General features: G+C 70.8%; 20 protein-coding genes. 10 read left to right on the forward strand and 10 right to left on the reverse strand.

Features of this window, described 5'->3' with window-relative positions; genetic code table 11:
• Positions 1-110: 110 nt before the first annotated feature.
• Positions 111-3,002, forward strand: a complete 2,892-nt coding sequence (locus ACIA5D_RS16425; protein ID WP_396030749.1) for a GH92 family glycosyl hydrolase — start codon at positions 111-113, stop codon at positions 3,000-3,002.
• A gap of 37 nt (positions 3,003-3,039) precedes the next feature.
• Here the strand turns inward: ACIA5D_RS16425 and ACIA5D_RS16430 are convergent, their stop codons facing one another.
• Positions 3,040-3,222: a hypothetical protein gene (locus ACIA5D_RS16430; RefSeq protein ID WP_396030750.1), complete on the reverse strand. Its 183-nt coding sequence runs from the start codon at positions 3,220-3,222 to the stop codon at positions 3,040-3,042.
• Between the two features lie 144 nt (positions 3,223-3,366).
• Here ACIA5D_RS16430 and ACIA5D_RS16435 point away from each other — a divergent pair, with 144 nt between their 5' ends.
• Positions 3,367-4,650, forward strand: coding sequence for a helix-turn-helix domain-containing protein (locus tag ACIA5D_RS16435; RefSeq protein ID WP_396030751.1), 1,284 nt, complete (start codon positions 3,367-3,369; stop codon positions 4,648-4,650).
• A gap of 1 nt (position 4,651) precedes the next feature.
• Here the strand turns inward: ACIA5D_RS16435 and ACIA5D_RS16440 are convergent, their stop codons facing one another.
• From ACIA5D_RS16440 to ACIA5D_RS16460, 5 genes are all read right to left on the reverse strand, one after another.
• The gene (locus ACIA5D_RS16440; protein ID WP_396030752.1) at positions 4,652-5,641 is read right to left on the reverse strand and encodes an AraC family transcriptional regulator; all 990 of its coding nucleotides are present in this window, start codon (positions 5,639-5,641) and stop codon (positions 4,652-4,654) included.
• Positions 5,642-5,730: 89 nt separating this feature from the next.
• Positions 5,731-6,081 (reverse strand): phospholipase, encoded by a 351-nt coding sequence (locus ACIA5D_RS16445; RefSeq protein WP_396030753.1) that lies wholly within the window; start codon positions 6,079-6,081, stop codon positions 5,731-5,733.
• Entirely contained in the window at positions 6,078-7,469 is a 1,392-nt protein-coding gene (locus ACIA5D_RS16450) for a DUF4331 domain-containing protein (RefSeq protein WP_396030754.1), read from the reverse strand. Before ACIA5D_RS16450 ends, ACIA5D_RS16445 begins: the two co-directional genes overlap by 4 nt.
• Positions 7,469-7,744, reverse strand: coding sequence for a hypothetical protein (locus ACIA5D_RS16455; protein ID WP_396030755.1), 276 nt, complete (start codon positions 7,742-7,744; stop codon positions 7,469-7,471). Before ACIA5D_RS16455 ends, ACIA5D_RS16450 begins: the two co-directional genes overlap by 1 nt.
• 87 nt (positions 7,745-7,831) lie before the next feature.
• Positions 7,832-8,818, reverse strand: coding sequence for a lytic polysaccharide monooxygenase (locus ACIA5D_RS16460; RefSeq protein ID WP_396030756.1), 987 nt, complete (start codon positions 8,816-8,818; stop codon positions 7,832-7,834).
• A 141-nt stretch (positions 8,819-8,959) separates the two neighbouring features.
• Here ACIA5D_RS16460 and ACIA5D_RS16465 point away from each other — a divergent pair, with 141 nt between their 5' ends.
• A complete protein-coding gene (locus tag ACIA5D_RS16465) occupies positions 8,960-9,328 on the forward strand; it encodes an FKBP-type peptidyl-prolyl cis-trans isomerase (RefSeq protein ID WP_396030757.1) in 369 nt (122 codons plus the stop codon).
• A 165-nt stretch (positions 9,329-9,493) separates the two neighbouring features.
• On the opposite strand, the gene ACIA5D_RS16470 is transcribed toward ACIA5D_RS16465, so the two are convergent.
• Entirely contained in the window at positions 9,494-10,687 is a 1,194-nt protein-coding gene (locus ACIA5D_RS16470; RefSeq protein ID WP_396030758.1) for a GDSL-type esterase/lipase family protein, read from the reverse strand.
• 91 nt (positions 10,688-10,778) lie between these two features.
• On the opposite strand from ACIA5D_RS16470, the gene ACIA5D_RS16475 reads away from it, so the two are divergent.
• The 4 genes from ACIA5D_RS16475 to ACIA5D_RS16490 all read left to right on the forward strand — a co-directional run bounded on the left by ACIA5D_RS16475 (position 10,779) and on the right by ACIA5D_RS16490 (position 14,989).
• Entirely contained in the window at positions 10,779-12,410 is a 1,632-nt protein-coding gene (locus ACIA5D_RS16475) for a serine/threonine-protein kinase (protein WP_396030759.1), read from the forward strand.
• An 85-nt stretch (positions 12,411-12,495) separates the two neighbouring features.
• Complete coding sequence (locus ACIA5D_RS16480; RefSeq protein ID WP_396030760.1) at positions 12,496-13,596, forward strand: M20/M25/M40 family metallo-hydrolase; 1,101 nt, start codon at positions 12,496-12,498, stop codon at positions 13,594-13,596.
• 66 nt (positions 13,597-13,662) lie between these two features.
• The gene (locus tag ACIA5D_RS16485; protein WP_396030761.1) at positions 13,663-14,217 is read left to right on the forward strand and encodes a carboxymuconolactone decarboxylase family protein; all 555 of its coding nucleotides are present in this window, start codon (positions 13,663-13,665) and stop codon (positions 14,215-14,217) included.
• A gap of 4 nt (positions 14,218-14,221) precedes the next feature.
• On the forward strand, positions 14,222-14,989 hold the full coding sequence (locus ACIA5D_RS16490) for a helix-turn-helix domain-containing protein (RefSeq protein WP_396030762.1): 768 nt from the start codon (positions 14,222-14,224) through the stop codon (positions 14,987-14,989).
• A 166-nt stretch (positions 14,990-15,155) separates the two neighbouring features.
• Here ACIA5D_RS16490 and ACIA5D_RS16495 read toward each other — a convergent pair whose 3' ends face one another.
• Positions 15,156-16,685, reverse strand: a complete 1,530-nt coding sequence (locus ACIA5D_RS16495; RefSeq protein ID WP_396030763.1) for an amidohydrolase family protein — start codon at positions 16,683-16,685, stop codon at positions 15,156-15,158.
• Between the two features lie 183 nt (positions 16,686-16,868).
• Here ACIA5D_RS16495 and ACIA5D_RS16500 point away from each other — a divergent pair, with 183 nt between their 5' ends.
• Positions 16,869-17,675 (forward strand): NmrA family NAD(P)-binding protein, encoded by an 807-nt coding sequence (locus tag ACIA5D_RS16500; RefSeq protein ID WP_396030764.1) that lies wholly within the window; start codon positions 16,869-16,871, stop codon positions 17,673-17,675.
• A gap of 19 nt (positions 17,676-17,694) precedes the next feature.
• Positions 17,695-18,672 (forward strand): AraC family transcriptional regulator, encoded by a 978-nt coding sequence (locus ACIA5D_RS16505; RefSeq protein ID WP_396030765.1) that lies wholly within the window; start codon positions 17,695-17,697, stop codon positions 18,670-18,672.
• Between the two features lie 28 nt (positions 18,673-18,700).
• Here ACIA5D_RS16505 and glgC read toward each other — a convergent pair whose 3' ends face one another.
• Positions 18,701-19,933: a glucose-1-phosphate adenylyltransferase gene (gene glgC, locus ACIA5D_RS16510; RefSeq protein ID WP_396030766.1), complete on the reverse strand. Its 1,233-nt coding sequence runs from the start codon at positions 19,931-19,933 to the stop codon at positions 18,701-18,703.
• Between the two features lie 132 nt (positions 19,934-20,065).
• On the opposite strand from glgC, the gene glgA reads away from it, so the two are divergent.
• On the forward strand, positions 20,066-21,253 hold the full coding sequence (glgA, locus tag ACIA5D_RS16515) for a glycogen synthase (protein WP_396030767.1): 1,188 nt from the start codon (positions 20,066-20,068) through the stop codon (positions 21,251-21,253).
• Here glgA and ACIA5D_RS16520 read toward each other — a convergent pair.
• Entirely contained in the window at positions 21,235-22,098 is an 864-nt protein-coding gene (locus ACIA5D_RS16520; RefSeq protein WP_396030768.1) for an NAD(P)/FAD-dependent oxidoreductase, read from the reverse strand. The genes glgA and ACIA5D_RS16520 overlap by 19 nt on opposite strands.
• Positions 22,099-22,121: the final 23 nt, after the last annotated feature.

Raw genomic sequence — 22,121 nt, forward strand, 5'->3', positions numbered from 1 at the left:
CGCCGCCCTCTCCTTCCTCTTCGGGCAAACGTTGATCTTTCGTCACCCGGGTGTCCTCTGGGGACAGAATGCTGGTGTCCGCTTCTGTCCCCTCACGAAGGAACATGTGCATGCGGGCCCTCGCCTGGTTCCTCGCACCCCTGCTCGCGTCCGCGTCTCTGGCAACGCCTGCGGCCGCTTCCCCGACCCTCTCGCCGTTCGACGCGGTCGACCAGTTCATCGGCACCGAGATGGACACGACCCAGAACAAGAGCAATGACGCGTACGGGAACACGTTTCCCGGCGCGGCAGTGCCGTTCGGCATGGTGCAGCCCTCGCCCACGACCTACCAGGCCGGCAACGCGCTGGTGGGGGAGAAGGGCGGGTACGAGTACACCGCCTCGCTGATCCGCGGGTTCGGAATGACGCGGTACTCGGGCACGGGATGCACGGGACGGTACGGGGGCTATGAGTTCCCGACCATTCCGTACGCCGGCCCGCTGGTGGGCGGCGTGCTGCCGGTGAACCCGTCCGTCGATGTGAAGGGGTATCACCTCGGCTTCAGCCACGCCGGCGAGGTCTCTTCACCGGGGTACTACAAGGTCGGTCTCGACAACGGGGTCACGGCCGAGCTGACGGCTTCCGCTCGTACCTCGGTCTCGCGGTACTCGTTCGCCGATGCCGCAGCGCTGATCCTGGATGTGTCCGGCCCGAACAACCGGACGTTCGGCAGTGAGGTCACGATCGATCCGGTTTCCCGCACGGTCTCGGGTTGGATGTACGGCACCGACGTGTGCGACGTCGGCAACTTCTACAAGGCCTACTTCTCCACGAAATACGACCAGCCGTTCGCCTCCTACGGGACGTGGAACGACGGTCTGCAGACCGCCGGCTCGACGCACGCTCTCAAGAGCGGCGCCGACACAGGCGTGGACTACCGGCACGAAACCGGCGCCTGGATCACCTTCGCCGCAGGCGCCCGGGTCACCGCCAAGACCGGCTTCAGCTACGTGAGCATCGACAACGCGGCGGACAATCGCGAGCGCGAGGTGGGTCGCTCGTCGTTCGAGAAAGTGCGGGCGCAGGCGCGTTGTCTCTGGGAGCAGGCGCTGGGAACCATCTCCCTCGGCGGCGGCACGTCCGCGCAGCGGACCTCGTTCTACACGGCGCTGTATCACGCGCTGCTGCACCCGAACGTGCGCGACGACGTGAACGGGCAGTACCTCGGCTACGACAACCAGGTGCACCTGGTCGCGCGGGGCCGGCACTTCTACGGGAACCTGAACTTCGCCGGCTCGGGCTGGGACATGTACCGCAGCCAGGCCCAGCTCATCGCCCTGACCTTCCCGCAGGTCGCCGACGACATGCAGCAGTCGATCGTCGACATGGTCGGGCAGCGCGGCTCGTGGGCGCCCGGCAACGCCCGCATGCAGGGCGACAACTACCAGGTCATCCTGGCCACGCTCGACGACATGGGCGCCACCGGGTACGACCGGAAGGCCGCGCTGGCCGCCATGGTCGCCACCCAGAAGCTGCCGGCCACCTCGACGTCGCGGTCGGACGGCTACCAGTACTTCTCGACCGGCATGATCGAGAACCGGAAGGGCGACTTCGCGACGTCGCGCGTCCTCGAGTACTCGATCGACGACTTCGCCATCGCCCAGCTCGCCTCGCGGCTGGGGGATCGCTCTTCCTACGACTTCTTCATGGGCCGGGCCCAGAACTGGATGAACGTCTTCGACCCGGTCAGCGGGCACATCCGGCCGCGCGAGCGCACCGGCTTCGACCGCCCGTTCGACCTGCGCGTGCGGGACGACGGCGCCGGCCGTGGCCAGTTCAACCAGTCGACCGGCTATCAGTACGGCTGGCTGGTGCCGCAGAACATGTCCACGCTGATTCGTTCACGCGGCGGCGTGGCCGCGGCCAAGGCCCAGCTCGACGTGCTGATGGCCCAGTTGGACGCCGGCGCCTACACCCAGACCGGCAACTACCTGTCCAACCAGCCCGCCTTCAACACCCCGTGGGTCTACAACTGGCTGCAGTCCCCCGCGTCGGCGGTGGACGTCCTCTACCGGGCTGTCTCGGAGATGTACGACACTTCGCCTTCGGGCCTGCCCGGCAACGACGACCAGGGCTCGCTGAGCGCCTGGTACGTCTTCGCCAACCTGGGCGTCTACCCGGCGATCTACGGCACCGGCGACCTGGTGATCAGCGCGCCGATGTTCCGCAGCATCACCATCGACCCGGTCGGCGGGCACCGGGACATCCGCATCACCGCGCCGGGCGTCCAGGACGGCAAGAAATACGTCGCGGGCCTGCTGGTCAACGGCTCCCGCCAGTCCGCGAACTGGCTGGACGCCCATTTCGTGCGCACCGGCGGCCGCCTGGACTTCACGATGTCGGCCACGCCCGGCACGTGGGGAACCGGCGCGCGGGACGTCCCGCCGTCGTACCCGGACGGCGCGGACGCCCGCAACAACGTCGGCACCACGCCGGACGGGCAGGGCAACCTGGGCTCGATGGACCTGAGCGACTGGTCCTTCTCCCGGGCCGGTCTCGCCGCCGCCGGCGCGGCGCCCGGGGCGTCGCTGCCGCTGGGGTCCACCGGCATCGCGTTCACCTGGCCGTCGGCCGCCCCCGGCGCGCCCGACAACTGGATTCCGCACGGCCAGCGGGTGGACCTGCGCGACGCGGCGGCCGGCAGCGTCTCGTTCCTGGGGCTTTCGACCAACGGGCCGGCCGCGGGGGAGGCAACCGTGGTTTACACCGACGGCACGACCCAGCAGATTCCGGTGTCCTTCGCCGACTGGGCGGCGACGGCGCCCGCCGGCAACACGGCCCTGATCACCTTGAACGGCCGCAACAACGCGAACGGCACGGCCGGCACGGGCACGTTCCGCGTGTTCGCGACCGACCCGGTGGCGCTGGACGCCACCAGGACGGTGGACGCGGTGCTGCTGCCGCAGTCGACCGACAAGGGCATCATGCACGTCTTCGACGTGGCGGTCTCGCCGGCCGCCTGAGCCATGGGCGGCGCCGTCCTTCGACGGCGCCGCCTTCTCAGTCCGTCGCCTTGTGCAAGAACGTCGCCAGACCGACTCCCACGGTGACGCCGGCGGCCACGCCGGCGAGACAACCCGCCGCGACACCGGCCCCCGCCGCCACGGCGAGAATGACCACCCACCTCAGCGGCAGGCCTTTCGTGCGCTCGTCGGCGGTCTGTTTCCGCCGTAGATTGGGCATCGTTCGAATCCTCTCGTTGGCCCACAGCGAGTTCTTCGAGCGGGCCGGCCTCGGGGTGCCACCCGGGGCCGGCATTCTCGGCACGGCCTGTAAGTGGAAGATTTTGTAAACGAGATGCCCTTTACAAAACTTGACATTTACACCATGCTCAGAGATGTTATGACGCCCATGCCCCCGATGTCATCCCCGCCGCCGTCCGAACTGGACGGGTTGGCACAGCTGCGCGTCCAGCTGCAGCAACTCCACGGCCGCGCCGGGGCGCCGAGCACCCGCGCGATCGCCGGCCGGGCCGCCCAGCCGATCAGCCACACCACGGTCGCGACCGTCCTCAAATGCGCGAAGCCCCCGCGCTGGGCCCAGCTGGAGCTGGTCGTCCAGGCCTTGAACGGCGACGTGGAGCTGTTCCGCACGGCCTGGATGGCCATGCGCAACGAATCGTCCGCGCCGCCGGAGCCGCCGGGGGAGCAGGGTGAGCTCGAGCAACTGCAGGCGGAGGTCGCGAAGCTCCGCCAGGAGCGGGACGAGCTTGCGGCCCGTGTTCTGCGGCAGCCACGCCCGTCTCTCCCACAGCTCGAATGGCGGGGCATCGACGCGTTCCATCCCACCGTGCTCCGCATCATCCTGGGCGACCACCTCCGGAGGCTGCGCGAAGCGAAGCGCATCACGCACGAGAACGCGGGCTGGGAGATCCGGTCCTCAGCGTCGAAGGTCATGCGGCTGGAGCTCGGCCGGGTGACCTTCAAGGAAAGAGACGTCCTCGACCTCCTGACGCTCTACGGTGTCACCGACGCCGAGGAACGAGACGCGATCCACGCTCTCGTCCGCCAGTCGCCCATCTCGGGGTGGTGGCAGCGGTACGCCGTGCCCCTCCCGGCGGCACTGGAGCCATACCTCGCGATGGAGGGACGCGCCACGCTGATCCGCGCCTTCGACTCGCAGCACGTACCCGTCCTGCTCCGGACGCCTGACTACGCCCGCGCCGTCTTCGCGGCCGGCCATCCCGAGGCGTCGGCAGACGAGACCGAGCGCGCGGTGGCCCGGTGCGCCGAGCGTCAACGACGTTTCCTGGGGACCGCGGAGGCCACGCTGTGGACCGTCATCCATGAATCCGTCCTCCGTAGCGCCCTGGCCGGTCCGACGGTGATGCGGCAGCAGGTCGCGGCCTTGCTGGAGGCGGCCGAACGGCCCAGCGTGCGACTTCAGGTCGTCACGGGCAACGTGCCGTCGCCGTCGCCGTTCGTCGTCCTGCGGTTCCCCGAAGACGAGCTGCCCGACGTCGTCTACATCGAGCTCACCACCGGCGCCCTCTATCTGGACGCCCCGAACGAGGTCGGCGCGTACATCGCCGAGCTGAACCGGGCTGCGATCGACGCCGAATCGCCCGACCGCTCGCGGGAGTTTCTGCGGCGACTCCTCGAGGAATCGTGACTCAGCGGCGCTCGCGCAGCGTCTGCGACGGCGACACCCCGAACCGGGCCCGATAGGCCCCCGCGAACCGCCCCAGGTGGGTGAACCCCCAGCGGTACGCCACCTCGGAGACGTTCACCTGCCACGGGTCCGACTTCGACAGCTCCGCGTGCACCCCGTCGAGCCGCAGCCGTCGCAGGTAGGCCAGCGGCGACACCCCCACGTGCTGACGGAACGCCTCCTGCAGCACCCGCACGCCGACCCCCGCGATCGCCGCCAGGTCACCCGCCGTGAACTGACGCCACGGCTCGGCGTGCATCGCGTCGAGGGTGCGTTTCACCGTCCGGGGGCGTCGAGGGCCCTGCAGCCCCGCCGGCTCGTCCCCATAAGGGTGCTCCACCGTCAGCGCCAGCCCGCTGACCACCATGTCGCGCCAGCGGGCCGCCATTCTCGGGCTGGCCGCCAGGCCGTCCTCGGCGCACAGCTCGTTGTGCAGCAGGCGCACCAGCGCCGACCACGTGCGACCCGGGCCGTCGGCCAGGTCGAAGCTCTCGCCGAGCAGCAACGGCGACACGATCTGCTGGTCGAGGGCCGCGTCCAGCTCGCGTTCGAACGCGGCCCGCTCGACCTTGACGCTGAGCAGGCGCGTGTCGCCGGGCCACTCCAGGTCGATGTCGCCGACCGGGCGGTAGACTGCGGCCCGCGTCGAGTCGGCCAGCACGACCGTGCCGCGGTGACGGGAACGCAGCGAACCGGTCAACGGGGCCAGGACGTGGTAGGACGTTTCCAGGTCGGCGATGTTCACCCGCACATCAGCGCCGTAGCTGATCTCACCGACCGTGATGGGGCCCAGCATGACCACCTCGCCGGCGAAGGCGAAGCCGCTGAGGTCGCCGACCGGGTTCACCTGCAGCGGGCCGTAGAACAATTTGCGGCAGAACGCCCTGGCCTCGTCCACGTCGCTCGTCCGCAGAGCGACGTGGACCGGGGAGTCCCCCGGGTGGACAGCCATGCCGTCCACCCTAGACCCGAACCGTCACGCGGCGGCCATCGGAAATGTCCCCGACGGTCGGCGTAACGCCACACTGAACGCCCGAACGGTCAGGCCGCGGCCACCGATGCGGGCGGCCAGGCGAGCTCCGCGACCCCTCCATCGGGGACATCGACCTCCGCGAGCGGCGTCACGGGGTCGCGCCACACCGTGTACCGGCCCGTCGGAAGGCTGTCGACGACCACCGCGAAAGACACCCCGCCGCGTACGAAACGGGCCCGCACCGCCGCATGCTTGCGCGACGCCGGATCAGTGACGGGACTGACCTCGATCTCGTGCCCGTGCAACGAGGCCGGCGTGTGGACGACCAGCGCCCCGATGCCGGCGCCGATGTTGAGGACGACCGTGCCCTGTCCGGAGGGCGCCAGGGTGTGATGGTGATGATGCTCGTGACTGATCATGGGTTGTTGAATCCATCGAACGGGGTACCGAGGAACGGGAACTTCTTGAGCAGCCCGGAGCTGACATTCTTGATCGACAGGCCCTGCTCGACCAGGCCGGCCGCCGCGTCGGGCTTGAAGGTCTCGTCGACCAGGGCGAACGTCACGCCCGCGATGGCCCGGATCGAGATCGACACGACGTCGTCCTCGATGCGCCGGCCGTTGGGGAAACCGGCCAGGTCGCCCGCCAGCAGGCCGAACCCCTTGGCCTCCTTGGCCGGCGGTACCGCGGTGTTGAGCCGCAGCATGTCGGCCTTGGTGTCGCCGGTGGCGTTCTGGAAGTTGTCGATCAGCCCGTCCGGGATGCCGGTGAGCAGGATCGCGACCAGATCCGCGCGGGCGGTGCCGGCCTTGTTCAGCTTGTCGAGGTTGTCGAACAGGCCCGGGTACAGGACCGGCAGCAGCCCGGCCAGCTCGGGCTTCTCGACGAACTGAGCGAACCGCTTGTCCTCCGACGGCGGCAGCGAGTTCCACTTGTCCTTCTGCGCCATCGGCACGATGACCTCGTTGAACAGCGGGTTGCCCAGACGCGAGACCTGCACCTGCGGCCCGACCTCGACATCGGTGTTCTTCTTGTCGCCCTGCCGCACCTGCACCTGACGCCGCGATGCCGACGTCCAGATGCCGATCACGGCGCCCGGGTCGCGGCCGCGCACCTTCTTCTTGCCGTCCCGGCGCACCATGTGCAGCGGCACCTGGATGGCGATCGAGTGCACGTTCAGCTTGTCGGTCGCGTTGACGGCCTTGCCGGCGTAGTTGAAGAGGTTCTGCCCGACGAGGTGCTTGTCCTGGAACGGGCGCAGCGTGCCCAGATCGAAGATCGAGCCGAGGTCGACGAAGAACGCGTCCGCGCGCTGCCCGGCGAAGACCTTCTCCCCGGTCTTGAGCTTCTTCACCGCGTCCGCGGCGAGCTTGTCGTAGTCCGGGATGGAGAGCTTGCCGACGTTGCAGGGCGGGCACGGCAGTTTCTGCGCGAGAACGGTGCTCTTGCCGTGCGCGTCGACCTTGGTGACCGAGAAGAACTGCCGGCGGTTCCAGTTCTCGTCGTCCAGCGACTTGATCTGGCCGGTGTTGTACAGGAACGTCTTGTCGTTGCGCAGTTCCGTGCGGAACCGGAACTGGTACGTGAGATCGGGCCGCGCGTCGCCATTCGAGTCGATGTGAATCTCGTACAGAACGTCATCGCCGAACTCGAAGAAATTCGGCCCGCTCGCCGGAAGCTGCAACGGGACATAGTTCGCGATGATTGTCACGGTGTCCGGATCGTCGGGGCTGACGAACGCGTACAGGTCGGACGAGTCGGCCACCGGGTCCTTGCTGATCTCCGGAGCTTCGCGGTGTGAGGACATCAGCGCTTCACCGCCTTGAGCAGCCGGGCGGCGAGCTTCTTGTCGGTCAGCGTCGTCTTCGACCCGCCCGAGAAGATGTCGAACGTGCCCTTCGAGGCGTCCCGTAGCGAGATGACCAGCGGCTGACCGTCGTCCTTCGCGGTGGTCTCGCCGGCCAGGCTCAGCCCGGTGACACCGGCGACGGAAACTCCGACACCCGCGGTAGCGGCGATGGCGAGAACCCTGCGGCGTGACAGGCGGCTGACCGCCCGGCTGCCGTAACGAACACGACTCATGCTCGGCCTTTCGTCATTTCTTTCGGAAGGACTGAAACGGGCTTGCGGTGTCGACGCCCATCAGTACGAGGGCCGAACCGTTGCGGTTCAACGGTTTCCGCGCCGCTTCCGAAGAAAGCCGCCAATCAGCGCGTACGCCAGAAAGCTTGCGCCCACGAGGAGCGCGCCGGCGACGATGCCGTGACCGAGAGTGACCTGGCTTTGCTCACCGACCGGAGTGATGGCCTGGCTCTGCTCCGGCGCCTCGCTGGTTTCCGCCACGACCGGCGCCACGGCCGGCTTCTGCGAGACCGTGGCCGGAGGCGACGCGGGCGCCGCTGCCGATTTCGACGCGGCCGGCTTCTTCTTGGTGGCGACCGGCGCGGCGGACGCGGCACCTTTCTTGAAGACGACGTCCGAGCAGGAGTAGTAGGTGTCGACCGTGCTGGACGTCTGCCACACGATGTAGAGGATGTGCCGCCCGGTCCGGTCCGACGGCAACTTCACGCTCATCTGATAGGCGCTGTCCCGCAGCGGCGGGTCCTTGATCTCGGCCAGGGGCTTGCTTGCCAGGTCGCCCCACGCGAGCTTCTTCGAAGGGTCGAAACCTTCCTTGGTCAGGTAGATCCGGAAGCTGCCCGTGTGCGGCAGTGTCGCCCGGTACTTGATCGCCAGCGACTTGCCGCCGGTCACCGTGGTGGACGGAAAGTCGTCGCGCGCGATGTCGAGGCCCTTGAAGGCGTCGAGCCCTCCGCTGCACAGCTTTCCGTCCGGCACGAACTTCTTGTCGTTGCCGTTGACATTGGGAACGCGCAGGTTGTCGAACGTCCCGAACGGCCCCCCGTTGGCGGCGCGGGCCGCCTTGCACGCTGCCGTGCCGGTAGCGGTCCCGCCGCCCGCGGCGCAGGCGGCGGTCCGGCTGATCGGCGCCGTCGGCGCCCCGTGCGCGAACGCCGGCGCGCCCGCCAGCAGCGGCAACACGCCCGCAACAGCGGCAGCGGCGGCCAGTCGGCGGATCATGACAGTCTCCCTACGTGTCTCGAGCAGTGAACCTTTTTCAACGTGGCCAGGGCCCGCTGCGCCGGCGCCGGTCAACGGCTCGGCGGCTTCAGGCCCGTCGCCAGGTTGAAAGGTTCAGCGATGCCGGCAAGTGATACGGAGAACCGTGGTCAGCCGTTCACCTTTCCGGCCGGTGTGATTGCATGGCGGGGTTACCACCCGAACCGGAGGACAATCATGGACAAGCCCGAGATCGGCCCGATCCAGGGCGACCCGCCCGCCGACCTGGTGATCGAGGACGTCACCGTCGGTGACGGCCCCGAGGCGAGCGCCGGCCAGGTCGTGACCGTGCACTACGTGGGCGTGTCGCATTCGAACGGGGCGCAGTTCGACGCGTCCTGGGACCGGGGCGAGCCTTTCGCGTTTCCACTCGGCGGTGGCCAGGTCATCGCCGGCTGGGACCAGGGCGTCCAGGGAATGAAAGTCGGCGGCCGGCGCAAGCTGACGATTCCGCCGCACCTGGGTTACGGTGCGCGCGGCGCCGGCGGCGTCATCAAGCCCAACGAGACCCTGATCTTCGTCGTCGACCTGCTCGGCGTTCAGTGATTCTTCGTTGAGTTGCGGGAGGCGGGCCGGCTCAGCTCGCCTCCCGCTTCTTTCGTACGAGGAAGGGCCGTCCCCCACCGCAACGGCCACCGCACTCGCCGTTTCCGCGCCGGCCAGGCGGGTGGTCACGCCCGCGGCGAGCCGTCGGCAGAGTTGCCGCGAGACCTACCGGAACAACGCGACGTCGATGGATTCCGCCATGGCTCGTTGGCCCGCGATGTTCGGGTGCAGATGGTCGGCCTGATAGGCGGGCAGCACCTGACTCGGCAGCTCCGGGTCGCGAATGGCCGCGTCGAAGTCGGCGACGCCGTCGAATACCCGGCTGGTCCGCACCCACGAATTGACCTCTTGCCGGACGGCCTCCTGCTGTGGTGAGAAGCAGCCGGTGTCGCATCCGTACGGCGTGATCGTCGCTCCGATGACCCGGATGCGGGCGCGGTGTGCGCGATCGGCGATGGTCCGCAGCCCGGCGATCAGATCGGGCGCCGTCGCGTTGTAGCCGATGTCGTTGATGCCGTCCGCGAGGATCAGGTAGCGAGCCGCGGTCTGCTCACGCACGTCGGCTTTTTCGCGCTCGAGGCCGGAAATGCTGGTGCCCGCGCCGCAGCAGTCGGTTCGGTCGGTGAGCACCTGGTTGCCGCCGATCCCCTGGTTGAGCACCCCGTAGCGGCCGCCGAGCCGCGCGGCCAGCACGTCGGTCCACCGGTCGCTGCCGTTCCAGGTCGTGTAGGCCCCGTCGGTGATGGAGTCACCGAGCGCGACGATGCTCCCCTTGACGCCGTGTCCCGGCCGGACGTCCACGCCGTCGAGCCAGAACCACGAGTTGACCGTCCCCGTGAAGGCCGCCCCGCCCTTCCCGGCCTGGTTTCCGTCCGCGACGAATTGCGTCCCCTGCGCCGCGTCGTGGCCGGTGATCGCCGCGGCGTCCCCGCCCGCGGTCACGTACAGGTCGACCGCGAGGTCCTGCCCGGCGGCGATGCCCAGCGCGACCGGATCGCTGAGAACCGTGCTTCCTTTCCTGACGGTCACCGCGCCGCGCCCGCGGAAAGTGACCCGCCGTTCGCTCCCGGGCGCCAGCTCGGCGGCGCCCGGCGACACCGCGCGAGCCACCCCCACCGCCCCGAACACCACGTCGGCCTCGCCGAACGTGTTCGACAGCCGCAGCCGCAGCGACGACCCGCCGATGGTCGGGTGAACGAGCATTCGCAGCGTCTGGGCCGCGAAAGCCGGCCCCGCCTCCCGCTGCGGGCTGGTGGACCAGGCCCCGGCCCAGCCCGGCGCCGCCGACGCGGCGCCAGGCAGCGCGAGCGCCACGGCGAGTGCCGCCACTAAATACATGAGTCTCGATGTCTTGACCATGGCATCGATCGTCGTCGAACCATTTCGATACGGCAAGCAATCGTCCACTCACCGGATGCGCGCGCCCGCCGGAGGAGGCAGACTCCCGGGGATGGACGTCGATCTCGCCGGCCTCGTCCGTCCCGGTCTTTGCCTGGGCGGGCGCTATCGCCTCGTGGAGCCGATCGGGGCCGGTGGGATGGCCGTGGTCTGGCGCTCGTGGGACACCGTGCTGACCCGTACGGTCGCGGTCAAGCTCTTGGCGACGCACGAACGCGACTCTCGTCTGGCGCAGATCCGGCGCGAGGCGCGGATCGCCGCGCAGCTCTCCCACCCGAACATCGCCCAGGTCCACGACTACGGCGAGTCGGTCGTCTCCGGCGAGCTGGTGCCCTACGTCGTCCTGGAGCTCATCGCCGGCGACACCCTGCTGAACCGCCTCCGCGACGGCGACCTCCCGGCCCCGCCGGCCCTGCGCGTCGGCGCCGAGGTCGCCGCCGCCCTGGCCGCCGCGCACGCCGCCGGCCTGGTCCACCGCGACATCAAGCCCGCCAACATCATGCTCGCCCCCACCGGCGCCAAGGTCGTCGACTTCGGCATAGCCGCCACCCGGGGCCCTGCGGCCGACGGCGACACCGTCTTCGGCACGCCCACCTACACGGCGCCCGAGCGTCTGACCGGCGACGAGGTCCTCCCCGCGTCCGACATGTACGCCCTGGGGGTGCTGCTCTACCGCCTGCTCGCCGGCCACACTCCCTGGGCCGCCGACCCGCCTGACCGTGTCCTGGCCAACCACGTGTACGCCGAGCCGCCCCGGCTGGTGCCGCTCGGTCCGGTGCCCGCCGAGGTGCTCGACCTGTGCGACCGCTGCCTGCGGAAGGACCCGAACGCCCGCCCCACGGCCCGCGAGGCCGCACGCCTGCTGGCCGCCGCCGCCGGCGCCGCCGAGCTCGATGCGGCCGGGGCCGGTGCCGTCGGCGCCACCGGGGTCGGTGCCGCCGGGGCCACCGGGTCCGATACCGCCGGGGCCGCCGGGTCCGATACCGCCGGGGCCGCCCGGGTCGATGCCGCCGTGGCCGCCGCCGAGATCGGCCCAGCGAGCGTCGGCGCCGGCGAGGAGGCGCCCCGCTCCGGCGTCCCCGCCGCCGAGCCGTCCACAGTCGTCCATCCACCGGCGCGGAAGGCGCCTCGCGTCGTTCAGCACCTCATCGCCGCCGGCATCGTGCTGGCGGTGGTGACAACAGCAGGCTGGCTGGCAGCCCGCGGCGCCTCCGTCGAGCCGAGCCCACCACCGGCCGTCGCCGCGCCGGCTCCGCCATCCGCGTCGGCCACCCCTTCGGCCACCCCTCCGGCCACCTCGTCGGCGAGGCCTGGTCCGTCCACAACGCTCGAGCCCACCGTCGCCGCCACCCGCCCGCCCGGCACCCAGGGCGCGATCACGGGCCTGCCCGTGACGACCACCGCCTCGCAACTACCGGGCACGACATCCGCTCCACCGCCGTCGACGTCGGCGCCGGACCCCGTCGAGCGCACGCTCTCCTCCCCGGGAGGCACCGTCACCGCCGACTGCCCCGCCGCGACCACGGCGCGGATCCTGTCCTGGACCGCGGCCCGCTCCTACCGCATGGAGGAGGCCGACACCACTCCCGGCCCGGCGCCGACGGTCGTCTTCCGCCACGGCAGCGACAGCGTCACGATGACCGTGACCTGCCACGCCGGCGTGCCCCGGGCCCAGATCGACTGATGCTCCCGGCGCAGTGGATCGCCGCCGGGGTAGTGGAGCCGTGCTGCCGATGTGCGCGGACGGTCCATTGTGGTGTGGTGGGGCGATGATGGGATCAGTCGAGCGGGTGGTCGCCCGCACCGAGGAGCTCGCGGCGATTCCCGCTCCGAGCGGGTTCGAGCAGGCCCGTGCCGCCCGGGTCGCCGAGTGGTGGCAGGCCGACGGTCTGGGCGAGGTGCAGACGGATTCGGTCGGCAACGTGTGGGCGCGGGTGCGAGACGGCGCGGGTCCCGCGACGGTCCTCGCGGCGCACCTCGACACGGTCTTCGGCTCCGATGTGGACCATACGCCGCGCCGGGACGGCGACACTCTGTACGGGCCCGGTGTCGGCGACAACACCGTCGCGGTGGCCGCGCTCGCCGAACTGAGCGTGCTGCTGCCGCCCCGGACCCGCCGCCCGGTCTGGCTGCTCGCCACGGTGGCCGAGGAGGGCCTCGGCAACCTGGCCGGAGCGATCGGGGCCCTGCGCCGGCCGGCCGTCCCGATCGGCGCGCTCATCGCCGTCGAGGGCAACTACCTCGGCAAGATAGCCACCCGAGGTGTGGGCTCGGTGCGGGCGAGGATCACCGTCAGCGGGCCGGGCGGCCACGCGTGGGAGTGCGCCGACGCGCCCAGCGCGGTGCACGGCGCGGTGGCGCTGGCCGCCGAAGCGCTCGATCGGCTGCCGCCGTTGGCGGGGACGTCGGTCAACATCGGACGCATGGGCGGCGGTGAGGCCATCAACGCCCGGGCGAGGGAGTGCTGGTTCGAAGTCGACCTGCGGGCGGTGCGGCCGGAGGTCCTCGCCGCCCGGGAGGCGGCGCTGGCGGGCGCGATCGAGGCATGGCGGGCGGGTCCCGGATCCACCGGGCTGACGGCGACCCTCGCCGACCTGGGACGCCGCCCGGCCGGCGAGATCCCGGCCGACGCGCCCCTGGTCCGCGCCGCCGACTCGGCGTTGCGCAAGGCCGGGCTGGAGCCGCAGCCGGTCGCGGCGAGCACCGACGCCAACGCCGCCTACGCCGCCGGGCTTCCGGCGATCGCGATCGGCGTGACCACCGGCGCGGGCGAGCACACCGAGAAGGAGTGGATCGACCTGGCCGGCTTGCGGGTGGGCCTGACCGTCCTCGCGGACACCGTGTCCAGCCTCGACGACGAGCAGTGGTGACCGGCGCACCGGCGTTTACCTGCCAGGGAATTGGTTCGGCTCCGCGGACCGGCCACAGTTTCCGGTATGACGACATACCCGATCCACACGGTCGAGACGGCGCCCGAGGGTTCCCGGCCGGCCCTGCAGCGGCTGAACGACGCGCTCGGCCTCGTCCCCAACCTGGCCGCCACGATGGCCAACGCCCCGTCGCTGATCAGCACGTTCGTCGCCGCGTTCGGCCAGCTCGGCGGCGCCGGCTTCACCGACGGCGAGCGGCAGGTGCTGCTGCTGTCCAACGCGGTCGCCAACCGGTGCGCGTGGGCGGTGGCGTTCCACTCGACGCTCGCGCTCGCCCAGGGCGTCCCCGCGGCCGAGGTCGAGGCGATCCGCCGCGGCGGGCTTCCCGGCGATCCGCGGCTCGCCGCCCTGTCCGCGACGACGCGGGCGCTGATCGACAAGCGCGGCCACCTCGACGACGCCGACGTCAAGACGTTCACGGCCGGCGGCTTCGACGAGATGCGGCTCCTCGACGTCGTCACCGGGCTGGCCGTCTCGACGATGGCCAACTACACCGGCAACCTCGCCGACCCGCCGCTGGAGCCGCCGTTCCAGGCCCAGGCGTGGCACGACGGATACTGACCGGATGAGCGGCGAGGTCGGCGCCCTGGTCCAGCGGTGGCGCAAGGCCCGGCGGCTGAGCCAACTGCGGCTCGCCGCCGAGGCCGCCGTGTCCATCCGGCACCTGTGCTTCATCGAGACCGGCCGGGCCCGGCCGAGCCGGACCATGGTGCTCCGGCTCGCCGAGGTTCTCGAGGTGCCGCTGCGTGAACGCAACACGCTGCTGCTGGCCGCCGGCTTCGCCCCCGAGTACCGGGAGTCCGCCCTCGACGCCCCGGCGCTCGCCGCCGTGCAGGGTGCGATCGAGGCGATCCTGGCGCAGCAGGAGCCGTACCCGGCCGTGGTGATGGACCGCGACTGGGACATCCGGCACACCAACGCGGCCGCCGAGGGCTTCTTCGGGTTCCTGCTCGCCGGTCACGAGCCGGTGCCCGGCCCGGCGAACGTGCTCCGGCTGATGTTTCACCCCGACGGGGTACGGCCGTACGTCACGAACTGGCCGGAGGTGGCCCAGGCCCTGGTGCGACGCGTACGCCGCGAAGCGCTCGGCGGGGTGACCGACGAGCGCGCCCAGCTGATCCTCGCCGAGGTGCTCGCCTATCCGGGCGTCCCCGCCGCGATCGCCGACACCGACCCGCTGGCGCCGCAACTGCCGATCGTGCCGGTCCGGTTCGCCCGCGACGGCCGGCAGTTCGACTACTTCTCCACCGTGACCACGCTCGGCACGCCGCAGGACGTGACCCTGCAGGAACTGCGGATCGAGTGCTTCTTCCCGGCCGCAGGCCCGATGTAACCAGCCGCGGTACCACTCGATGGTGGCGTCGAGGTCCTCGGGCGTCACGCTGATGCCGACGTGGTCGTGGGAGAAGGAAAGGTTCACGTGGTCAGCATCGGTCGGCGGCCGGGGCGCCGGCCAGGGACGGATCGACGGCAGGAAAGGCATTGCCACCCGGCCCGCGCTAGCTCCGGACCGCGGCGTTGGCGTGGCACGGGCAGCCGCGATAGGCGATCGGGGCCGCGGCGGACGGCTTCGGCTGCTTCGCCGCGGCCTCGATGCCGGCCAGGATCCGCGCGCGCTCGGCCGGGCCGATGAGGTGGCCGCGGACGAGGACGCTGTTGATGCGGGTCGTGTTGCGGATGTCATGCAGCGGGTCGGCGTCGAGCAGGACCAGGTCGGCGACGGCCCCGTGGGCGATCACGCCTTGGTCGCGCCGGCCGAGGTAGCGGGCCGGGTTCAGCGTCGCGGCGCCAAGGGCCTGCAGCGGCGTCAGCCCGGCCCGGACGAAGCGCTCCAGTTCGTCGTGCAGGCTGAAGCCGGGCATGAGGTAGGTGGTGCCCAGGTCGGTTCCGGTCATCAGCGGCACACCGGCCGCCGCCAGTTCGGCGGTGAGAGCGAGACGGCGGCGGTAGAGCTCCTTCGACTGGGCGACCTGGGCCGGCGTGCGGCCGGGCAGGTACAGGTTGTCCAGCGCCCAGTCCCAATAGCCGATCACGTCGGCGCTGAAGTACCGGTAGCGCGGGTCGTGGCGGTCGATCTCCTCCGGCTTGTCGTTGGTCTCGTGCAGCACGAGCGTCGGGGTGAGGTATGTGCCGTTGCGGGCCAGGCGGTGGAAGACCTGGCCGGCTTTGCGCCGGTCGTAGCTGCGGGCCGCGGCGTACTCGTACGGATGCATGGTGTTGAACCAGCCGTTGTAATCCCCGGGACCGATCGGCGCGGCGGTGACGGCGCGGCGGAGCCGGTCCTCGTCGGCCGACGTGTCGTACCAGATCTCGAACAGGTGCTCTACCGTCCGCATGCCACGGTCGCTCGCCTCGGTGAGCTGGACGAAGTCGGGAACGTGGCCGAGGAACGGCAGTCCGAGCCGGTGGCTCTCGTCGGCGACGGCGAGGAACGACTCGCGCGTCAACCGGGTGTACGTCTTGATGAAGGCGACGCCGGTCGCCTGTTCCTGCCGCACGGCGGCCCGGGCCTGCTCGGGGTTCGCGACGGAGACGTGCACCGAGCCGTCCGGGTCCAGGCCGTCCCACAACGACGGGGCGCCGTCGACGATCCGGCTGCCGATCGACCATTGCGGGCCCAGCCGGCCACCGGTGGCGATCTCCCGCTGCCAGTCGCGCGCCTGGGGGCTTCCCGACATCTGCCGCGTGGTCGTGACGCCGTTGACCACGTACAGCTCGGGATCGGTGTCGTCGATGCCGACGACGTGGGTGTGCATGTCGGCGAGGCCGGGGATGAGGTGCTTCCCGGCGCCCTCGACGATCGTGGCGCCGTGCGGCACCGGCACCCGGTGAGCCGGTCCGGCGTCGAGGATGCGATCGCCCCGGACGAGCACGGTCTGGTCGCGCCGGGCGCCGCCGGCCGCGTCGATCACGGTCACACCCCGGATGGCGATCAGGCCGCCCGCCGGTGATCCGAAGCTCGGATACCGGCCCAGGGCCGCGCCGGCCAAGCCGAGCGCCGTTCCGGTGAGGATGGTCCGCCGTTGCATGAGTTTCCCCCTTGTCCGCCTGCGTTTCCTGCCAGGGATCAGCCTGCCGACCCGCGCCGCGGGGGTCACTGGTGGTGAGTCCCGATCGGGCGGTGGGCCTAGTACCCCGGCTGAGCGTCTCGCGTATGGGAGTGAGGGTGCGGGCCATTCTTCGTCTCAATCGGCGCCGCTCTACTGGAAGGCATGACGAACACAACGCTTCTCATCGGTGGAACCGGCAAGACCGGACGGCGGGTGGCCGAACGGCTCGCGGCGCAGGGGGCCGACGTGCGGATCGGGTCGCGTCGCAGCGCGACCCGCTTCGATTGGGACGACGACGCGACGTGGGGTCCGGCGCTGCGCGGCGTCCGGGCCGCATACCTCACCTTCTATCCCGACCTCGGGCTGCCGGGCGCGGCCGGGAAGGTCGGCGCGCTCGCCGGCCTCGCCGCGGCGAGCGGGGTCGAGCACCTGGTGCTGCTCTCGGGGCGGGGCGAGCCCCTCGCCCAGGCGGCCGAGCAGCGGGTCCGCGACGCCGGCACCGGCTGGACGGTCGTCACCTGCAGCTGGTTCATGCAGAACTTCAGCGAGGACTTCCTCGCCGGGGCGGTGCTCGGCGGCGACATCATGCTGCCCGCCGGCGACGTGGCCGAGCCGTTCGTCGACGCCGAGGACATCGCCGACGTGGTGGCCGCCGCGCTCACCGATCCGCGGCACCGCGGCCGCACCTACGAGCTGACCGGCCCCCGGGCGCTGACCTTCGCCGAGGTCGCCGCCGAACTGAGCCGGGCCACCGGCCGTACGATCAAGTACACCCCGATCACCCACGAGCAGTACGAGCAGGTCCTGGCCGAAGCGGGTCTGCCGGTCGAGCTCGGCGAGATGTTCCGCGGCATCCTCGACGGCCGCAACACCAAGCCGGCCGACGGGGTGCGGGAGGCGCTCGGCCGTCCGGCGCGAGATTTCGCCGCGTACGCCACCCGGGCCGCGGACGCCGGATCCTGGGGCTGACGACCGGTACGTTGGGCGCATGGACGCGCTGACCGGCCTGCTCGACGGACCACGCGCCCGCGGGGCCTTCCTGCTGCGCTCCATCCTGGATCCGCCGTGGTCGCTGCGGATCCAGGACGGGTCGCCGCTGTCGCTGATCACCCTGCTGCGCGGCGACGCGTGGATCGTGCGCGGAGCGGCCGGCACCGTCCACATCGGCGCCGGCGACGTCGCGATCGTCAACGGCACCGAGCCGTACGTCGTCGCCGACAGCCCCGGCACCGCGCCGCAGATCGTCATCCATCCCGGGCAGCGCTGCGAATCGGTGGACGGCACCGAGATGACGATGACGGGCCAGGGCGTACGCACGTGGGGCGCGGCCCCGGACGGCGGCACCGTGATGATCAGCGGCACCTACCAGATGCACAGCGAGGTCAGCCGCCGCCTGCTCGACGCGTTGCCCGGCGTGCTGATCCGCCCGGTGGGCTCGGGCGACAACGCGCTGATCGACCTGCTCGTACGGGAGATGGGCAGCACCGAGCCCGCCCAGGACCTCGTCCTCGACCGCCTCCTCGACCTGGTGCTCGTCTCGACGCTGCGCACCTGGCTGGCCGCCCCGTCGCCGGACACCCCCGGCTGGCCCCGCGCCCAGGGCGATCCCGTGGTGGGGCCCGCGCTGCGCCTGATCCACGACGACCCGGCGTACGCGTGGACCGTGGCCCTTCTCGCCACCCGAGCGGGCGTCTCCCGCGCCTCCTTGGCCCGCCGCTTCGCCGAGGTCGTCGGCGAACCGCCGATGGCGTACCTGACCGGCTGGCGCCTCACCCTCGCCGCTGACCTGCTGCGCCAGAGCGAGGCGACCATCGAGGCCGTCGCCCGCCGCGTCGGCTACGGCAGCGCGTTCGCCCTGAGCGCCGCCTTCAAGCGCGAGCGCGGCGTCAGCCCGCAGGAGTACCGCCGCCGCCCGCCCACCGCGCCCCGCCCGGCCCCGCTGGCCGAAGTGGTGCGCCTGGGGTGATGCGCCCGGAGGTGACGGGCGGCGACGCTCAGAGCTCGACCCGCTGGCCCTTGCCGATGACGACGATGCCGTTCTCCGACACCGTGTAGAGCTTGCGGTCGCGGTCGAGGTCGACGCCGATCTGCGCGCCCTCGGGGATGTTCACGTTCTTGTCGATGATGGCGTTCTTGACGATCGCCCGGCGGCCCACCGAAACGCCCTCCATCAGGACCGCGCCCTCCACGTGGGCCCAGGAGTTCACCCGGACGTTGGGGGAGATCACCGAGCGCTCGACCAGCGCGCCCGACACCACCACACCAGGGGAGATCATCGACTCGATGGCACGGCCCTGGCGGTCGAAGTAGTCGTGGACGAACTTCGCCGGCGGCCACGAGCCGTAGTTCGTGAAGATGGGCCAGTCGTGGTTGTACAGGTTGAAGATGGGCAGGGTGGCGATCAGGTCCATGTGGGCCTCGTAGAACGAGTCCAGCGTTCCCACGTCACGCCAGTAGCCGCGGTCGCGGTCGGTGGAACCGGGGACCTCGTTGTCGCGGAAGTCGTAGACGTTGGCCTCGCCCCGCTCCACCAGCATGGGGATGATGTTGCCGCCCATGTCGTGCTTGCTGTCCGGGTCCTGCGCGTCCTTCGACACGGCCTCCATCAGCGCGCGCGCCGTGAAGACGTAGTTTCCCATCGAGGCGTACACCTCGTCGGGGGAGTCCGGCAGGCCCTCGGCGTCGCGGGGCTTCTCGCGGAAGGCGCGAATCTTCTTGCCGTCCGCGCCGACGTCGATGACGCCGAACTGGTCGGCCAGGGACCTGGGCTGGCGGATGCCGGCCACCGTCACGGCCGCGCCCGACGCGATGTGGTCGTTGACCATCTGCTTCGGGTCCATGCGGTAGATGTGGTCGGCGCCGAACACGATGACGTAGTCGGGGTTCTCGTCGTTGATGAGGTTCATGCTCTGGTAGATCGCGTCGGCCGAGCCGGCGAACCAGCGCGGGCCGAGCCGCTGCTGCGCGGGCACCGGGGTCACGTAGTTGCCGAGCAGGGTGGACATGCGCCAGGTCTTGGTGATGTGCCGGTCGAGCGAGTGCGACTTGTACTGGGTCAGGACGACGATCTTGAGGAAGCCGCCGTTCGCCAGGTTGGACAGCACGAAGTCGATCATGCGGTAGATGCCGCCGAACGGCACACCGGGCTTTGCCCGGTCGGCGGTCAGGGGCATCAGGCGCTTACCTTCACCACCGGCCAGAACGATCGCAAGCACCTTGACAGCCATGAAAGGACGCTAACTTTCCGCCAGCTCGAACGCCAGCCGAAGAAGGATGCCGGCCAAGAAGAAGCTTCGACAGGTTACCCGATCTTGCGCGGCGGCGGGCCGCCAACCGGACGAACCACTAGGCTCACTGACGTGCGTGTCGATCTGATCTCCCGGGAGTATCCGCCCGAGGTGTACGGCGGGGCCGGCGTCCACCTGGAGTACCTGTCGCGTGATCTGCGGCGCCTGGCGGACGTACGCGTGCATTGCTTCGGCCGGCCACGCAGTGAGCCGGGCGTGACCGCCTACCCGGAGCCCGCGGAGCTCGCGGACGCGAACGCGGCCCTGCGGACGATGGGCGTCGACCTCGAGATCGCCAACGGCTGCGCGGGCACCGACATCGTGCACAGCCACACCTGGTACGCGAACTTCGCCGGCCACGTCGCGAAACTTCTGCACGGTGTTCCGCACGTGGTCACTACGCACAGCCTCGAGCCGCTGCGCCCGTGGAAGGCCGAGCAGCTCGGCGGCGGTTACGCCCTGTCCAGCTTCTGCGAGCGGGTCGCGATCGAGAACGCGGACGCCGTCATCGCGGTCTCCGGCGGCATGAAGCGCGACGTGCTCACCGCGTACCCGTCGGTCGACCCCGGCAAGATCCAGGTGGTCTACAACGGGATCGACACCGAGCAGTACACGCCCGACCACGGTACCGGCGTGATCGAGCGGCTCGGCATCGACCTGAACCGGCCCAGCGTGGTCTTCGTCGGACGTATCACCAGGCAGAAGGGCCTGCCTTACCTCATGCGCGCCTGCCGTGGCCTGCCGCCGCAGACCCAGATCATCCTGCTCGCGGGCGCCCCCGACACTCCTGAGATCGCCGCCGAGGTCGAGGCGCTCGCGGTCGAGCTGCGCGAGGCCCGCGACGAGCGCGGCGTGATCTGGGTGCAGGAGATGCTGCCCAAGACCGAGGTCATCCAGATCCTCACGCACGCGACGGTCTTCGTCTGCCCGTCGATCTACGAGCCGATGGGCATCGTCAACCTCGAGGCGATGGCCTGCGAGACCGCCGTGGTGGCAACCGCGACCGGCGGCATCCCCGAGGTGGTCGCCGACGGCGAGACCGGCCTGCTCGTGCCGATCGAGCAGGTCAGCGACGGCACCGGCACGCCCGTGCACCCCGACCGTTTCGTCGCCGACTTCCTCGCCGCGATGACCGAGCTCGTTCTCGATCCCGCCCGGGCCAAGGAGATGGGGCTGGCCGGGCGGCGCCGCGCGGTCGAGCATTTCAGCTGGTCACGCATCGCCGAAGACACGCTCGCGGTCTACCGCACGGTTCTCTGAAGAATGGCGCGGGCGACCGCCCGTCCGCTCAGCCACGCCGTCTGCACGCGGGGACGTCCGAAGGCGTCCCCGCACAGATAGACATCGCCGTGCCGCGCGAACCCTCCGTGACCGGGGCGCGGCGACGCATACGGCCAGTAACGGGTCTCCACCGACACCGGGTCACCGACGTCGAGCAACTCGCTCACGGCCTTGGCCATCGCCGGTCCCGGATCGGTGCGATCGGCCGCGAAGGACGCGGTCGAGTGCGCCACCAGAACGGGCGCCCGATCGCCTCGCCGATCCCCGTCGTCGATGACCGTGGCCAGGATCGGATGGTCGTTCACGAAGGACCCGGCAAAATCCGGCCACGACCTTTGCGCGTACGTGAGAACGGCCGTCACCACCGGGGACCAGGACTGTTCCCACGCCGCCGGCAGGTCGGCGATCGCCCGGGCCTGCGGGCCCGGCATCGCCAGCACGACCGCGTCGGCGGCCGGCAGGGACGTCACGTCCACACCCAGCGTGACTTCCAGGCTGCGCGCGAGATCGGCCGCCAGACTGTTCAGGCCGCCCGGCGCCGCCCAGCGCATCGTCGGCGGACCGGCCTGGCCGCGCAACGTGTCGGTCCACGGCCGGGCCAGCCCGTCGATCCGCCACGTCTGCAGGCGCCCGAGGAACGACGGATCGTCCGCGGTGAGGTAAGCGGCGCCGGTGTCCACCCAGCGGCCGCCGATCCGCTCGCTCGCCAGCCGCCCGCCCACCCGCGTGTCCCGTTCCACCACCCGCGCCGGCACCCCGGCATCCACCAGCTCACGAGCGCACGCCAACCCGGCGATCCCGGCTCCCACGACGACCACGGCCATGCCGAAACCCTACGGCCGGCCGC

The organism is Actinoplanes sp. NPDC051513 (genome assembly GCF_044454685.1).
In the GTDB taxonomy this organism is placed as follows: domain Bacteria; phylum Actinomycetota; class Actinomycetes; order Mycobacteriales; family Micromonosporaceae; genus Actinoplanes.

What these genes read in the sequence shown, in the direction of transcription:
- ACIA5D_RS16425 (WP_396030749.1), top strand. Translation starts at nt 111, where the DNA reads ATGCGGGCCCTCGCCTGGTTCCTCGCACCCCTGCTCGCGTCCGCGTCT.
- ACIA5D_RS16430 (WP_396030750.1), bottom strand. Translation starts at nt 3,222, where the DNA reads ATGCCCAATCTACGGCGGAAACAGACCGCCGACGAGCGCACGAAAGGC.
- ACIA5D_RS16435 (WP_396030751.1), top strand. Translation starts at nt 3,367, where the DNA reads ATGCTCAGAGATGTTATGACGCCCATGCCCCCGATGTCATCCCCGCCG.
- ACIA5D_RS16440 (WP_396030752.1), bottom strand. Translation starts at nt 5,641, where the DNA reads ATGGCTGTCCACCCGGGGGACTCCCCGGTCCACGTCGCTCTGCGGACG.
- ACIA5D_RS16445 (WP_396030753.1), bottom strand. Translation starts at nt 6,081, where the DNA reads ATGATCAGTCACGAGCATCATCACCATCACACCCTGGCGCCCTCCGGA.
- ACIA5D_RS16450 (WP_396030754.1), bottom strand. Translation starts at nt 7,469, where the DNA reads ATGTCCTCACACCGCGAAGCTCCGGAGATCAGCAAGGACCCGGTGGCC.
- ACIA5D_RS16455 (WP_396030755.1), bottom strand. Translation starts at nt 7,744, where the DNA reads ATGAGTCGTGTTCGTTACGGCAGCCGGGCGGTCAGCCGCCTGTCACGC.
- ACIA5D_RS16465 (WP_396030757.1), top strand. Translation starts at nt 8,960, where the DNA reads ATGGACAAGCCCGAGATCGGCCCGATCCAGGGCGACCCGCCCGCCGAC.
- ACIA5D_RS16470 (WP_396030758.1), bottom strand. Translation starts at nt 10,687, where the DNA reads ATGGTCAAGACATCGAGACTCATGTATTTAGTGGCGGCACTCGCCGTG.
- ACIA5D_RS16475 (WP_396030759.1), top strand. Translation starts at nt 10,779, where the DNA reads ATGGACGTCGATCTCGCCGGCCTCGTCCGTCCCGGTCTTTGCCTGGGC.
- ACIA5D_RS16480 (WP_396030760.1), top strand. Translation starts at nt 12,496, where the DNA reads ATGATGGGATCAGTCGAGCGGGTGGTCGCCCGCACCGAGGAGCTCGCG.
- ACIA5D_RS16485 (WP_396030761.1), top strand. Translation starts at nt 13,663, where the DNA reads ATGACGACATACCCGATCCACACGGTCGAGACGGCGCCCGAGGGTTCC.
- ACIA5D_RS16490 (WP_396030762.1), top strand. Translation starts at nt 14,222, where the DNA reads ATGAGCGGCGAGGTCGGCGCCCTGGTCCAGCGGTGGCGCAAGGCCCGG.
- ACIA5D_RS16495 (WP_396030763.1), bottom strand. Translation starts at nt 16,685, where the DNA reads ATGCAACGGCGGACCATCCTCACCGGAACGGCGCTCGGCTTGGCCGGC.
- ACIA5D_RS16500 (WP_396030764.1), top strand. Translation starts at nt 16,869, where the DNA reads ATGACGAACACAACGCTTCTCATCGGTGGAACCGGCAAGACCGGACGG.
- ACIA5D_RS16505 (WP_396030765.1), top strand. Translation starts at nt 17,695, where the DNA reads ATGGACGCGCTGACCGGCCTGCTCGACGGACCACGCGCCCGCGGGGCC.
- glgC (WP_396030766.1), bottom strand. Translation starts at nt 19,933, where the DNA reads ATGGCTGTCAAGGTGCTTGCGATCGTTCTGGCCGGTGGTGAAGGTAAG.
- ACIA5D_RS16520 (WP_396030768.1), bottom strand. Translation starts at nt 22,098, where the DNA reads ATGGCCGTGGTCGTCGTGGGAGCCGGGATCGCCGGGTTGGCGTGCGCT.